Source organism: Bacillus sp. HMA207, assembly GCF_003402455.1.
Taxonomy (GTDB): Bacteria; Bacillota; Bacilli; order Bacillales; family Bacillaceae_G; genus Bacillus_A; species Bacillus_A cereus.
Genome location: NZ_BEZT01000001.1, coordinates 2,587,332 through 2,600,946, shown reverse-complemented (window position 1 = coordinate 2,600,946; position 13,615 = coordinate 2,587,332). Strand labels below are relative to the sequence as shown.

The window sequence follows — 13,615 nt, the reverse complement described above, 5'->3', positions numbered from 1 at the left end:
TAGAGAGTAAATTTAATTCATAAGCTTTATAATCCATGTAATCCAGTAAGCACCTGGTATGAATAACAGTTGAGCAAGTAATGTACCAAAAAGTCTAGAAATCATTAGCCAAGCATACATTTTACTCATTGCTTCAGCACCTTCTTCTGATTGAAGAGCTCGCTCTGTTAAAAGAGCAATACGTGGATCTAGTAGCACTGTTAATAAAATAGTAGCAAAACCATTAATAAGACCAGAAGCTGTAGTGGCTTTTGTTGCGAAAGCTGGAATTAAAAAAGAAGCATATAGTGCGGAAAGAACTCCCGCTGTATAAATTGCAGTAGCGAACATGTTAATAAGCATTATACGCTTTGGAATACCGCCGATACGCAGTCTATGAATCATTTCTAACTTTGGAAAGCGGACATATTTTTTTGTGTACTTTAATTTTTGAATGTTATTCGTTTTCATCATTCGAATGAAAGAACCGTCTGTTTCAAAGTTTTGAATGACATATCCAAATAGTTTTGTCAAAGTTGGATACAGTATAATCGCAAGCAATGTACCGATAGAAGCAGATAATAGTACAAGACGTATAATATGCTCTAAATCAATAGAAGGATCTAGTTTTGCTTCGTCCACAATCCCGCCAAGTAAAAAGGCTTGTAGTAAGTTTGACGTTCTTGAAATGAGTAATACGATTCCTACGACGGATAATGCGACAGCAATCTTCTTTAAACGAACTCCCGCTAATCGAATACTATAAGAGCTTGTTTCAACTGCGTGGATTACAATTGTGAAAGCCATTATAAAAATTAACGTAATTGACATTTGTTTCACCAGTTTCTATTAAAATAATTGTAACTTTTTTACTGTATCATATCTATCGTATTTTGTAACTGAAAGTATGTGACATATGGAAATTGATTTTTCGAAAAAATAGATAATGATAGTATAATAGGGAGAAGTGGAAGAGATGTTAGCACTTAGTTATACAGCAAATTAAGTGGAGGAATGAAGCATGTATAAAACATTTTTATTTGATTTAGATGGAACTTTAACGGATCCGAAAGAAGGGATTGTAAACTCGGTTTTATATGCATTAAAAAAAGTAGGAATTGAAGAAGTACATATAAGTGAGTTAGATTCATTTATAGGTCCTCCTATTCAGCAATCATTCATAGAGAGATATAATATGAGTGAAGGAGAGGTTGAACGTGCTGTTTTTTACTTCCGTGAGTATTTAAAGCAGCGTGGATTGTTTGAAAATAATGTATACGAGGGGATTCTGAAGCTCTTGCAACAATTAAAAAGTTCAGGGAATCGCATATTCGTAGCAACTTCAAAGCCCACTGTATTTGCGAAACAAGTTATAGAGCATTTTCAATTAACGAATTATTTCGAAGACATCATTGGAAGTAATTTAGATGGTACGAGAATAAAAAAAGAAGAAATAATTGCTCATATTTTACAAACAAATGAAGAACTAAATAAAGAAGAAATGATAATGATTGGTGATAGAAAGCACGATATAATAGGTGCAAATCAGAATGGAATTGCTTCAATTGGTGTTTTATATGGCTATGGCTGTGAAAAAGAACTGACTGAAGTTAGTGCGACCTACATAGTGAAAGATGTTGAAGAACTGTATCATTTTTGTGTAGAGAAAAATTTAATAAAGCAGTAAATATAGATTCTAGCAATCCCTTTATAACGTATGACGATGAATTCGTTTCTGTTTAAAGGGATTTTTCATATGTAATCGAATAATTATAATTAGACATTTTTAGCATAAAAATTTGTATGAATAAGAGGAGGGATGTCAGAATTAAAAGGTTAGTAGAAATTTATCAATAAAATTTAGAATATTCTGTTTAATGGAGGGGTAAAATTGGAGTTAGTTATTATATTATTAGCACTAAGTTTACTTATGTTCGTAGCATACAGAGGTTTTTCTGTTATTTTATTCGCGCCGATATTTGCATTATTTGCAGTATTTTTGACAGAACCTAGTTATGTATTACCTTTCTTTTCTAATATCTTTATGGAGAAAATGGTTGGATTTATAAAATTATATTTTCCTGTGTTTTTATTAGGAGCAATATTTGGGAAAGTAGTGGAAATGTCAGGAATTGCAGATTCTATCGCAAAAACGATTATTGAGTTAGTTGGTGAAAAACGTACTATATTAGCGATTGTATTAATGGGGGCTATTTTAACGTATAGTGGTGTTAGTGTGTATGTAGTAGTGTTTGCTGTTTATCCGTTCGCAGCTAAGTTGTTTCGACAAGCTAATATTCCAAAGCGTTTAATCCCTGGAACGATTGTTCTTGGAGCAGTAACGTTTACAATGGATGCGTTACCTGGATCACCACAAATTCAAAATGTAATACCTACAACATTTTTTAAAACGGATATTTATGCTGCACCGATACTTGGGATTGTAGGAGCAATTTTTGTTCTTACATTAGGTTTACTATATTTAGAGAGTAGACGTAAGAAGGCAAAAGCGGCAGGTGAAGGATACTTTGGTTTTAATGATGGAAATACTGAAATGGCAGCATCTTTGCAAGTAGAACAAAAAAATATGCCATTAATTAATAACATTGAAATCACAAGAGCACAACAACTTATTGCATTTATACCACTTATTTTAGTAGGTGTAATGAATAAAGTGTTTACTATTATGATACCGAAGTGGTATCCAAGCGGTTTTGATTTTTCTGCAATTGGTATGAAAGCATTTGGAAAAGTAGAATTAAGTGCAGTAGTAGGAATTTGGTCTGTAGAATTGGCACTTATTATAGGGATCTTAACAACGTTATTATTATATTGGAAGCGAGTAGTAACAGGTTTCCAAGCTGGATTGAATACAAGTATTGGTGGAGCGCTACTTGCAACGATGAATACAGGAGCTGAGTTTGGATTCGGTGGTGTCATTGCAGCACTTCCAGGTTTCGCAATTATGAGAGATGGCATCTCTGCTACTTTCACAAATCCGTTAGTGAATGGTGCAGTAACGACGAATATTTTAGCTGGAATTACAGGCTCGGCATCAGGAGGAATGGGAATAGTATTAAGTGCAATGGGAGATAAATTTATTGCAGCGGCCAATCAATTTGATATTCCATTAGAAGTTATGCACCGTATCGTATCAATGGCATCAGGAGGAATGGATACACTACCACATAACGGGGCTATTATTACTATTCTTACAGTAACAGGATTAACACATAAACAGTCATATAAAGATATATTTGCTATTACAATTTTGAAAACGGTTGCTGTATTTTTAGTTATCGCATTCTATACTTTAACAGGACTCTATTAAACATTCGAATCGTAAAGATTCATCAAATCGATAATTTATGTTATAAAATATTAATTAGGATAAGAAGGGGTGGGGGACTTGCAAGAGGTTTCTGAGTTTCGTATGCCAAAGTCGGTATTATATGGAAGGAATTCGCTTGAAAAACTGGGAGAACAATCAAAAAAGTTAGGGAAAAGAGCTTTTATAGTTACTGATACAATTATGGAAAAATTAGGATATGCTGAAAAGTGTATGCAACAATTAAATAAGAAAGGTATTACTGTTAGTACATATAATAAAGTGGATGCTGAGCCTACAAATATACACGTATTAGAAGCGTTATCTCTTTGTAAAGAGGAAAAGTGCGATTTTATTATCGGTATTGGTGGTGGAAGTTGTATTGATGCTGCGAAAGCAGTAGCGGTTTTATATACAAATGGTGGAGAAGTTGAGGATTATGTCCAAAAGGATATTGAAATAGAAAACAATCCACTACCACTTATTGCAATTCCAACAACTTCTGGTACTGGATCGGAAGTTACAAGTGTAGCAGTAATAACGAATAAAAAAACAGATGTAAAAATGATGATGAAGCATCCTAGTTTTATACCGAAAGTAGCAATTATAGATCCAGTTTTGACAAGTTCGTTACCCCCACAAATTACGGCAGCAACAGGAATAGATGCGTTATGTCATGCGATTGAAGCGTATATTTCTAAAGTTTCACAACCACTTACAGATGTACTTGCTCTTTCAGCTATTGAAAGTATTATGAAATATTTACGTATAGCATATGAAGATGGACGTAATATGGAGGCAAGAGAAGCGATGATGATTGCTTCCTTACAAGCTGGAATTGCATTTTCTAATGCATCAGTTACATTAGTTCATGGAATGTCAAGGCCAGTGGGAGCATTATTTCATGTACCGCATGGAATATCAAATGCCATACTATTACCTACAGTGTTAGAGTTTACAAAAACAAGTGCAATAAAAAGGTTAGCAAAAATTGGACGTAGTTTAAATAAGGATTTGTATTCGAATTCTGATGAGGAAGTAGCAGACTACACACTTGGTGAAATAAAAAAACTTTGCTTTGATCTTCGTATTCCAAATTTAAAAGAATACGGAATCGATGAAATTGAATTTGAAAATGCTATTTCTAAAATGGCATCAGATGCAATTGAAAGTGGTAGCCCAGCTAATAACCCACGTGTTCCATCATATGATGAAATCAAAGAGTTGTATCGAGAGTGTTTTAATTATAAGTATAAAGAATTTATAAAAACATCAGATTGTTAATTTCAGAATATTCTATAAAAATTCCCTTGGAAATGAAAGTAGAATTATTCTTTATTATTCCGTTAAAACAAGACTTTATATTCCAAACTTAAAGTCTTGTTTTATTATGTATAATATACATAATAAAACATTGTTATTAGTTTTATAAAAATAGTTTAGGTAGGTGTTTTGTTTATATGAAAACGATAGGTCTTATAGGTGGTATGAGTTGGGAATCAACTTCTGAATATTATCGAATTATTAATGAAGAAATAAAAGAGAGATTAGGAGGGCTACATTCAGCAAAATGTTTGATTAATAGTGTGGATTTTGAAGAGATTGAACGATGTCAGTCTAGCGGAGATTGGGATGGTGCTGGAGAAATTCTAGGGAATGCGGCATATTCATTACAAAAGGGGGGAGCAGACTTTATAATCATTTGTACAAATACAATGCATAAGGTAGTTGGAAAAATAAAGGCGAAAATTGATATTCCAGTCTTACATATTGCTGATGCAACTGCAAAAGAAATTAAAAGAAAAGACATTCAAAAGGTTGGTCTGCTTGGAACTAAATATACAATGGAGCAAGATTTCTATAAGTCACGTATTGAAGAGCATGATATAAAAATAATAGTACCATCAGGAACAAATAGAGAAAAAGTAAACGAAGTAATATATACAGAATTATGTTTAGGAAAAATAGTAGTTCAATCTAGAGAGTATTATAAAAGGGTTATAGAAGAATTAGTACAAGAAGGAGCACAAGGAATTATATTAGGTTGTACGGAAATAGGTTTATTAATAAAGCAAGAAAACGTATCAGTCCCGATATTTGATACGACCCATATACATGCAATTGAAGCAGTCAAGGTAGCTTTAGATAAATAGATTATAATTATATTATGTAAACTTAATTCGTATATCTGGAAAACATTCAGAAAATATTTTATAATGTAAGTGGTTACATTTAAGGGGGAATGCGTATGTTTTCAGTTCAACCAATCGCATTTGTACATAATGAAAGAAAGGAAATAAAAGATGATGAGTGGGGAGAAGTAAGATCCCGTATAACTTTAACTGAAATGTATGCAGAAGAAAGTATACAAGGGATTGAAGATTTTTCTCATATTGAAGTTGTTTTTTATTTTCATAAAGTAACTGACGAGCAAATTCAGTATTTTGCTAGACATCCTAGAAATAATAAGGATTATCCTGAAGTAGGTATTTTTGCACAGCGCGGGAAAAATCGCCCAAATCGCATAGGTGTAACAATTGTAAAGGTGATCAAAAGAGAAGGTAAATCAATTATTGTTGAGGGATTAGATGCTATTGATGGCACTCCTATATTGGATATAAAACCAATAATGAAAGAGTTTATGCCGAAAGAAGAAATACACCAGCCTAAATGGGCAACGGATATAATGAGACAGTATTGGAAGGGGAATGGAGTAAAATGAGAATATATGAGGCAACAATTGCAGATTTAGATGGACTAGCATCAGTTTTTAATAACTATCGCATGTTTTATAGGCAGGATTCTGATTTAGAAGGTGCAAAAGTATTTTTACGAAATCGAATTGAGAAAAAAGAGTCCGTTATTTTCGTAGCAGTTGAAGGCGGCGAATATATTGGATTCACGCAACTATATCCATCATTTTCTTCCATTTCAATGAAAGAATTATGGATTTTAAATGATTTATTTGTACAAGCGGCGAAGCGTGGAGCCGGAACAGGTAAAAAATTATTAGAAGCTGCTAAAGAATACGCATTAGAAAATGGAGCAAAAGGTGTAAAATTGCAAACAGAGATTGATAATTTATCAGCACAACGATTATACGCTGAAAATGGCTATTTGAGAGATAATCGTTATTTCCATTACGAATTAACGTTTTAAAAAATTAAGTTGAAAGAGGCATTTTCAAGAAAAAGAATTTCTTTGTAATGAGAAATTCTTTTTTATTTTTGCCTAAATTAAAAAACATGACAAAAATAAAACGATATTTATTTATTGTTAAACAATAAATATTGTGATAAAATTATGTTGCCATTAAATAAGTGAGGTATTGTAAATGAATCTTAAACGAAGTTCAACAACGTTCTTAAAAGTAATTATTTTTCTTGCTGGAATTTCAGTACTTGCTTTATGCATATTTTTAGTGCCGGAAATGGCGAATTTCGCAGCAAATTTGTATCCTAATATTGCTCCGATGAAATATCTTGTTTTCATTGTGATGTATGGAGCAGCTGTGCCTTTTTACGTTGCTCTTTATCAGGCTTTCAATCTTTTACAGTACATTGATGAGAACACAGCGTTCTCGGAATTATCAGTAAAGGCGTTAAAGAATATAAAGCGCTGTGCAATTACAATCAGTGGTTTGTATGTATTAAGTTTGCCACTTTTTCATTTTATAGCGAAAAAAATGGACCCTCCTATTGGGCTAGTGGGACTCATTATCGTTTTTGCTTCGCTCGTTATCGCCGTTTTTGCTGCTATCCTCCAACGACTTCTACAAGAAGCAATTCACATAAAATCAGAAAATGATTTGACGGTCTGAGGTGGCGGATATGACAATCATTATTAATATTGACGTCATGTTAGCAAAACGAAAAATGAGTGTAACGGAGCTTTCGGAGAAGGTTGGAATTACGATGGCGAATCTTTCTATTTTGAAAAATGGGAAAGCAAAAGCGGTTCGTTTTTCAACATTAGAAGCGATATGTAAAGCTTTGGAGTGTCAGCCAGGGGATATTTTGGAGTATAAAAACGATGAGAATACTCAATAAAAACAGATAACAAATGTAAATAATAGAAGTCAATAAAGAAGGGATAGCCACTAAGCTATTCCTTCTTTACGTTAATTGCTGTTACTAATAAAAAATATAATTTGAATTGCAATGTTTGCGTATCAAAAGGGAACTTGCTACCTTTTGAGGTGATCTGTTTTGTGGAATACAATTATTTGCCAAAAAGGCTATTTTAACTATGTTTTAAATTATTTCGGGTGAATCAAAATTTTCATTTGTATTATAGTTGATTTAAAACCCAGTTTGTTGCATCTTCAAAGTTATCTGCAATGTAGTTTGGTTCAATATGTGCCCATTTGTCTCGGTACGTATGCAAAGCATCATACCCAGCGCCTGTTCGGACTAGAATCGTAGTCGCATTTACTTTTGCTCCTGCAACAATATCAGTCCAACGATCACCAACTACAGCACATTGTGTTAAATTAAGTCCATGTTTTTTTGCTGCTTTAAGCAGCATGCCTGTACTTGGTTTACGGCATTCACAACCATCACCGTGTTTATGAGGACATACATAAATATCATCAAAACCGAAGCCTTCTAATTCTTGTACAAAATCGGCTACAGTTGCTATTCCATCTGCGATACCGGGTTGATTTGTGAAAGAGAAAATTTTTATATTTTTAGCTTTTAGTTTTTGCAAGGATGTTTTTGTGAATGGAAATAATGTAAAGGATCCTGGATAATGTATTGTAGTGTCACCACCAATTGTACCGTCACGATCAATGAAAATTGCTTTAATGTTTGTCATAGTTATAGTCCCTTCACTTTATAAAGTAGTTTAAAAATATTTTACAAATCGGTAGCCATTTACTTCATAACCTAATTTTTTGTAAAAAGGATGAGCTTCTACTCTTTTTGTTCCACTAACTAGCCATGTGCCAATGCAATTATGTTTCTTTGCTAATTGCTCGGCATAATCCATCAAAACTTGTCCAATGCCTTTCCGTCGTATGTTAGAATCAACGCTAATAATTGAAATCTCTCCATAACGTGTTACATCTTCTAAATTTTCACGTATACGAAATCCAAGTAATCCAAATATAGATTCTTCTTCCTCGTAAACATATAAAAAATCAAACGGACTCATTTGTACGAATTGTAGGCGGTTGTTCATATCTTCATAGGAAATAGAGGAACCTTTTAATTCTTTCGTTAAAGAACAAAGTGCGTCTATATCATCTATCGTTGCTTCACGAATTTGAAAAGACATATTATCAACTCCAATAAAATGTAATCAAACATTTAATATTCTGTTAAAAAATGTTTTTTCCTGCTATGAAAATAAATATTTTATAATAATATATAGATAATTATATGTTATTATTTTCCTTGATTGTATTAGAAATGGAAAGAGGGGAAATACATGTTAGAAGTAAATATCCGCTCAGCTGGATATGAAATAGGCGAAAAAACAATTCATGATATAGCTTTTTCTATCGAAAAAGGTGAACTAGTTACTCTTATTGGAGCGAATGGTGCTGGGAAGAGTACGACGATAAAAACGATGCTCGGATTACTTGTAAATATGGACGGTGAAATATCATTCGGTGAAAAGAAAAATCCGTATGCATACGTGCCAGAACATCCAACATACTATGATTACTTGACGCTCTGGGAACATATTGAATTATTAATGGCTGCTCGTGGAAGTGAAATGGGAAGCTGGGAAGAACGAGCGGAACAATTATTACATACTTTTCGAATGGATAAGCATAAACATGAGTATTTATCAAAGTTTTCAAAAGGTATGAAACAAAAATCGATGCTAATATTGGCGTTTTTAACTGAGCCAGATTTTTATATCATTGATGAACCCTTTATCGGTTTAGATCCAGTAGCTACGAAAGAGTTTTTAAGTTATTTATATAAAGAAAAAGAGCGCGGAGCAGGAATTTTACTTTGTACGCACGTATTGGATACTGCTGAAAAAATTTGTGAAAGATTTTTACTCATTTCACAAGGTACATTAGTCGCAGATGGACATTTAGAATCTATTCAAATGTTAGCGGAAATGCCGGGTAGCTCATTACTAGACTGCTTTGATGTAATCGTAAGGCGTGAACAACATGATTAAACAACAATTTTATAAAAGATTACGCCATGAGCTTCAGCGGAAGTGGAAGTCTATACGTTCGGTAACAGATTGGACAGTCGCATTATATATTATTATTCCAGCACTTATATTTATGGGAATCTATTATAGGTCACTATGGATAAATGAATTATCAACGGAAGAGACGATTTATTTCGGATTAGGATTACTCGCATTTTATCTAGTAACATATCCGAGAGGAGTTCGTTCATTTTTTGAGCAAGCGGATAGTTTATTTTTAATTTCGTATGCAACACATATGCAAAAATTAGTCCAGTATGGCATGATGTACACATTTGTTCGAATAGCGATAACGAATATAATATTAGTCGTTATTATGTTACCGGTGTTGATGAAAAGTATCGGAGTAACAGAGATACAAGTCCTATTATTTTGGGTATTCTTTACTATATTTCGATTTATGATGTCGTTGTTAACGAGATTTATTCATGTACATGCGGAGAAACGATGGGTTTTATGGATTGTAAAAAATGTAGTATTTTCTATGAGCGTGTCCTTTTTTGGAATTAGTTTATTTTTTATTTATAAAAATTCATTTTATTCAATTCTATTTATCGGTTTAGTAATTTTCTTAAGTAGTGTATTAGTAAAAGCGAAAATGAATTATAAAAAGTTTTTTTTAAAGAAATTGAGAAAGAAAAGGAGGAAAGCATGCGCTGGACGAGCGGAATTATGCAAGTTGGTGGTCATGCGGCTAAACCGAGTAGTTCGAATAAAAAACCGTGGATGTTTCCGTACTCTAAAAGACTTTTAGGAAAAAAAGCTGATTCTCGTATTGTCGAATCTTTTTTGAAAGAATTTTTCCGTACAAGTACTGCACGAATATTTTATATTCAAATTGTATGTATCAGTACTGCAAGTATAATTATGACTCCTAGGTGGATTGCAGCTATTGTTCTCGTATTTGCTGTAGTTGCAATTTCTCGCTATGCACGTGATTATTGGAATGAATTTACGAATAAGATGTTTCTTCATTTATATTGTGATGAAGGGAACTTACTTTTGTTAAGATGGAAGGCAAATCGTTATTTACTACTACCAGCAATACTTTTGTATGGAATAGTTATACTTGCCCAGTTTTATTTATTGCCAGCTGTGATTGGTGGCATTATTTTTATTTTATTAATTGTATGGATTGTATTTTTACCATTAAAAAAGAGCCATTGACGGCTCTTTTTCTAGTCTGTAACACATTGATAAATAAAATATACTAAAACGAGTATGCTTGCGGCGGAATACATGACATCTAAAGTCATCTGATCGCCTCCTTATTATTGTTGTATTTTTATTGTATGAAACCTTACAATTTCATATTCAAGTGAAAAATATGTGAACGTTAACAAAATTGTAAAGTGCAAAAATTACAATCATTTTGTATAATAGAAGAAACCACCGTTATATAAAAAATAATGAGTGAAAGGGGAGGGAACATAAATGCCAAATTGGTTTAGAAAAACCTTAGTCGCATTAATTACCGTGTTTACATTTGGTTTAGTGACGCCTCCTTCCATATTACTTGATAATGCCAAAGCTGCGGACAAGCCTACGAGCACAGCTGGGCAACAAAGTTTGGAGAGCACGTCCTATACATATGAAGAAACGAATGACAGGTTAACCACCGATACTTTTATTACTTATGCAATGCAAGAAGCAGAGAAGCAGTCGATGCAAAAGTTTGGTACTAAAATTGGTCCAGTAATTGAAGATGAGTTTAAAGATGTAATATTACCGAAAATTGAAGAGGCAATTGCTGAGCTTGCTAGTGATGTACCAGAAGATTCACTACAATCATTAGCGATTTCTCAAAAACCAGCTGGTGGAAATAATGAGAAGATTTTTCACGTCTACGATACGAAATCTGGAAATGATTTATTGCGTTTCCATGTAAGAAGAGATCATCCACCGCAAGATGGTTATTATTTTAATTTCCATTACCACCGTTTTGATGATGGATACTCTGGACATCATGAGTTAGGAAATATTTATTGGAATACGAATGTACCACCGAAATGGTTGTCTTAAAAAGAACAAGAGAAAATCTTGTTCTTTTTTATTTTTATAGAAGGGACAGACAACTATGTTGTTGAATAACATAGGTTTAGAAAAAAGAAGCAAAGGGAGTATGGGAATGCAAAAATATATTGTTTTTGACTTTGATGGCACATTAGTAGATTCACAAAATATATTTGTACCGATTTATAATCAACTTGCTGAAAAACATGGGTATAAAGCAGTAAAGGAAGACGAAATTGAACATTTACGTAAATTAACGATGCCAGAGAGATGTAAACAACTTAATGTACCACTGTATAAACTACCGATATTAGCGTTGGAATTTTATAAATTATATCAGCCTGCTATAAAAAATCTCGTTTTGTTCCATGGGATGAAAGAAGTATTAGATGAACTACATAAAAAAGGCTACGGAATTGCAGTCATATCATCGAACTCAGAAGAGCATATTCGGGCGTTTTTACACAAGAATGGTATCGAAAATATTCAAGAAGTGTATTGTTCTAAAAATTTGTTTGGTAAAGATAAAATGATAAAAAGATTTTTGAAATCAAAAAAAATAACAGAGAAAGATATGTTATATGTCGGTGATGAACAGCGAGACGTAGCAGCGTGTAAAAAGGCTGGAGTGAACGTAATTTGGGTATCTTGGGGATATGATGTTATTGAAACAGTGAAAAAAGATGCACCAGATTACATGGTTCATAAGCCGATGGAAATTGTGCAAGTAGTACAAGGAGCGTATTCTTAATATGAATACACTGCGAGCAGGCATTCATCATATTGAATTTTGGGTAGCAAATTTAGAGGAATCCATTTCTTTTTATAATAAGTTGTTTTCCATAATTGGGTGGAGAAAGTTAAATGAAGTAGCATATAGCACAGGAGAAAGTGAAATATACTTTAAAGAAGTAGATGAGGAAATTGTAAGGACGTTAGGGCCTAGACATATTTGTTATCAAGCTATTCATAGAGAAGTAGTTGATGAAGTAGCAGATTTTCTTTCTAGTACGAAAGTGAAGGTAATACGTGGTCCAATTGAAATGGATCATTATTCGGAAGGTTATTATACGATTGATTTTTACGATCCGAATGGATTTATTGTAGAAGTTGCCTATACACCAAATGCAGAAATGTAAGGGGAATAGATATGAAGATAATTACAGCATGGCAAAATAATATACAAATAGTAAAAGATGCAGTGGATATTAAAGAAATTTCTAAAGGTTTTTCGCCTGATAAGAAATATATAATTACGAGTACGAATAATGAAAAATATTTATTGCGGACAGGCGATATAAAAGAGTATGAAAGAAAGAAAATAGAGTTTCAAATTTTAAATGAAATGCAAAATCGTAGTGTGCAAGCACAAAAACCAATTGAAATGGGTTTGTTGGCAGAAGAAGGTTTATGCTATGGCATTTTTTCATATTTAGAAGGGGAGGATGCGAAGAAGCTATTGCCTACGTATTCACCAAAAGAACAATATGATATTGGTATAGAGGCAGGAAAAGATTTAGCAAAAATGCATACATATGAAGCTCCTAATAATATACTTCCATGGTATGAAAGAGCAATGAAAAAACATAGTAAATATTTAGAGGCATATAAAACATGTGGAATAAACATAAAAAATGATGATAAAATCATAAAGTTTATTGAAGAAAATGAAATATCTTTAAAGAACCGCCCAAATCGATTTCAACACGATGATTTTCATTTAGAAAATATAATTGTACGGGATGGAAAATATGTAGGTGTTGTTGATTTTAATGGCTACGACTGGGGCGACCCACTTCATGATTTTGTGAAAATTGCACTGTTTGCAAGGGACATTAGTATTCCGTATTCAATCGGACAAATAGAAGGATACTTTAATAGGAAAATACCAGAGGAGTTCTGGAAATTATACACAGTGTACGTTGGTATGACAGTTTTCTCCTCAGTTGTCTGGACATTACGAGCAGCACCGCATATGTTAGAGGATATGTTAGAGCGTCTTACTATAGTTTTAGAGGATCATAATAACTTTGAGTTATCGAAGCCAATTTGGTTTCAACCAGATAAGATTGATATGAAATAGAAAAGGTAGGTGTGATTCGCACCTACCTT

General features: G+C 33.1%; 16 protein-coding genes and 1 pseudogene. 14 read left to right on the top strand and 3 right to left on the bottom strand.

Annotated features, from left to right (window positions below; all coding sequences use genetic code 11):
* Positions 1-12: 12 nt before the first annotated feature.
* Positions 13-810 carry a lipid II flippase Amj family protein gene (locus HMAS_RS13480; RefSeq protein WP_000028911.1) on the bottom strand — a complete coding sequence of 266 codons (798 nt, stop codon included), beginning with the start codon at positions 808-810 and terminating at the stop codon, positions 13-15.
* A 190-nt stretch (positions 811-1,000) separates the two neighbouring features.
* Here HMAS_RS13480 and HMAS_RS13475 point away from each other — a divergent pair, with 190 nt between their 5' ends.
* The 8 genes from HMAS_RS13475 (at position 1,001) to HMAS_RS13440 (ending at position 7,356) form a co-directional block, all read left to right on the top strand.
* Positions 1,001-1,666, top strand: a complete 666-nt coding sequence (locus HMAS_RS13475; protein ID WP_000278481.1) for an HAD family hydrolase — start codon at positions 1,001-1,003, stop codon at positions 1,664-1,666.
* A gap of 204 nt (positions 1,667-1,870) precedes the next feature.
* Positions 1,871-3,310: a GntP family permease gene (locus tag HMAS_RS13470; protein WP_000424327.1), complete on the top strand. Its 1,440-nt coding sequence runs from the start codon at positions 1,871-1,873 to the stop codon at positions 3,308-3,310.
* Positions 3,311-3,388: 78 nt separating this feature from the next.
* Positions 3,389-4,591, top strand: a complete 1,203-nt coding sequence (locus HMAS_RS13465; protein ID WP_116344874.1) for an iron-containing alcohol dehydrogenase — start codon at positions 3,389-3,391, stop codon at positions 4,589-4,591.
* Positions 4,592-4,767: 176 nt separating this feature from the next.
* Positions 4,768-5,460, top strand: coding sequence for an aspartate/glutamate racemase family protein (locus HMAS_RS13460; protein WP_000848568.1), 693 nt, complete (start codon positions 4,768-4,770; stop codon positions 5,458-5,460).
* Between the two features lie 95 nt (positions 5,461-5,555).
* Entirely contained in the window at positions 5,556-6,029 is a 474-nt protein-coding gene (locus HMAS_RS13455; RefSeq protein WP_000493250.1) for an SAM-dependent methyltransferase, read from the top strand.
* A complete protein-coding gene (locus tag HMAS_RS13450) occupies positions 6,026-6,466 on the top strand; it encodes a GNAT family N-acetyltransferase (protein ID WP_006925117.1) in 441 nt (146 codons plus the stop codon). Before HMAS_RS13455 ends, HMAS_RS13450 begins: the two co-directional genes overlap by 4 nt.
* 175 nt (positions 6,467-6,641) lie before the next feature.
* Positions 6,642-7,127: a DUF2975 domain-containing protein gene (locus tag HMAS_RS13445; protein WP_006925119.1), complete on the top strand. Its 486-nt coding sequence runs from the start codon at positions 6,642-6,644 to the stop codon at positions 7,125-7,127.
* A gap of 10 nt (positions 7,128-7,137) precedes the next feature.
* Positions 7,138-7,356, top strand: a complete 219-nt coding sequence (locus HMAS_RS13440; RefSeq protein WP_000152534.1) for a helix-turn-helix domain-containing protein — start codon at positions 7,138-7,140, stop codon at positions 7,354-7,356.
* Positions 7,357-7,597: 241 nt separating this feature from the next.
* Here the strand turns inward: HMAS_RS13440 and HMAS_RS13435 are convergent, their stop codons facing one another.
* Complete coding sequence (locus HMAS_RS13435; protein WP_000181785.1) at positions 7,598-8,125, bottom strand: HAD-IIIA family hydrolase; 528 nt, start codon at positions 8,123-8,125, stop codon at positions 7,598-7,600.
* Positions 8,126-8,155: 30 nt separating this feature from the next.
* On the bottom strand, positions 8,156-8,587 hold the full coding sequence (locus HMAS_RS13430; protein WP_006925122.1) for a GNAT family N-acetyltransferase: 432 nt from the start codon (positions 8,585-8,587) through the stop codon (positions 8,156-8,158).
* A 153-nt stretch (positions 8,588-8,740) separates the two neighbouring features.
* Between HMAS_RS13430 and HMAS_RS13425 the strand changes: the two genes are divergently transcribed.
* The 6 genes and pseudogenes from HMAS_RS13425 (at position 8,741) to HMAS_RS13400 (ending at position 13,586) form a co-directional block, all read left to right on the top strand.
* A complete protein-coding gene (locus HMAS_RS13425; RefSeq protein WP_114555962.1) occupies positions 8,741-9,451 on the top strand; it encodes an ABC transporter ATP-binding protein in 711 nt (236 codons plus the stop codon).
* Positions 9,444-10,657: pseudogene (locus HMAS_RS13420) on the top strand (ABC transporter permease). The gene HMAS_RS13425 and the pseudogene HMAS_RS13420 overlap by 8 nt, the downstream one beginning before the upstream one ends.
* Positions 10,658-10,924: 267 nt before the next feature.
* The gene (locus HMAS_RS13415) at positions 10,925-11,512 is read left to right on the top strand and encodes a YpjP family protein (RefSeq protein ID WP_001134421.1); all 588 of its coding nucleotides are present in this window, start codon (positions 10,925-10,927) and stop codon (positions 11,510-11,512) included.
* A 106-nt stretch (positions 11,513-11,618) separates the two neighbouring features.
* A complete protein-coding gene (locus tag HMAS_RS13410; protein ID WP_025687389.1) occupies positions 11,619-12,254 on the top strand; it encodes an HAD family hydrolase in 636 nt (211 codons plus the stop codon).
* A 1-nt stretch (position 12,255) separates the two neighbouring features.
* Positions 12,256-12,642, top strand: coding sequence for a VOC family protein (locus tag HMAS_RS13405; protein WP_001094666.1), 387 nt, complete (start codon positions 12,256-12,258; stop codon positions 12,640-12,642).
* Between the two features lie 11 nt (positions 12,643-12,653).
* A complete protein-coding gene (locus tag HMAS_RS13400; RefSeq protein WP_000692085.1) occupies positions 12,654-13,586 on the top strand; it encodes an aminoglycoside phosphotransferase family protein in 933 nt (310 codons plus the stop codon).
* The last annotated feature ends 29 nt before the right edge of the window (positions 13,587-13,615 follow it).

Bases quoted from the DNA above. Each gene is read 5' to 3' on its own strand.
- HMAS_RS13480 (WP_000028911.1), bottom strand. From the start codon at position 810: ATGTCAATTACGTTAATTTTTATAATGGCTTTCACAATTGTAATCCAC.
- HMAS_RS13475 (WP_000278481.1), top strand. From the start codon at position 1,001: ATGTATAAAACATTTTTATTTGATTTAGATGGAACTTTAACGGATCCG.
- HMAS_RS13460 (WP_000848568.1), top strand. From the start codon at position 4,768: ATGAAAACGATAGGTCTTATAGGTGGTATGAGTTGGGAATCAACTTCT.
- HMAS_RS13455 (WP_000493250.1), top strand. From the start codon at position 5,556: ATGTTTTCAGTTCAACCAATCGCATTTGTACATAATGAAAGAAAGGAA.
- HMAS_RS13450 (WP_006925117.1), top strand. From the start codon at position 6,026: ATGAGAATATATGAGGCAACAATTGCAGATTTAGATGGACTAGCATCA.
- HMAS_RS13445 (WP_006925119.1), top strand. From the start codon at position 6,642: ATGAATCTTAAACGAAGTTCAACAACGTTCTTAAAAGTAATTATTTTT.
- HMAS_RS13440 (WP_000152534.1), top strand. From the start codon at position 7,138: ATGACAATCATTATTAATATTGACGTCATGTTAGCAAAACGAAAAATG.
- HMAS_RS13435 (WP_000181785.1), bottom strand. From the start codon at position 8,125: ATGACAAACATTAAAGCAATTTTCATTGATCGTGACGGTACAATTGGT.
- HMAS_RS13430 (WP_006925122.1), bottom strand. From the start codon at position 8,587: ATGTCTTTTCAAATTCGTGAAGCAACGATAGATGATATAGACGCACTT.
- HMAS_RS13425 (WP_114555962.1), top strand. From the start codon at position 8,741: ATGTTAGAAGTAAATATCCGCTCAGCTGGATATGAAATAGGCGAAAAA.
- HMAS_RS13415 (WP_001134421.1), top strand. From the start codon at position 10,925: ATGCCAAATTGGTTTAGAAAAACCTTAGTCGCATTAATTACCGTGTTT.
- HMAS_RS13410 (WP_025687389.1), top strand. From the start codon at position 11,619: ATGCAAAAATATATTGTTTTTGACTTTGATGGCACATTAGTAGATTCA.
- HMAS_RS13405 (WP_001094666.1), top strand. From the start codon at position 12,256: ATGAATACACTGCGAGCAGGCATTCATCATATTGAATTTTGGGTAGCA.
- HMAS_RS13400 (WP_000692085.1), top strand. From the start codon at position 12,654: ATGAAGATAATTACAGCATGGCAAAATAATATACAAATAGTAAAAGAT.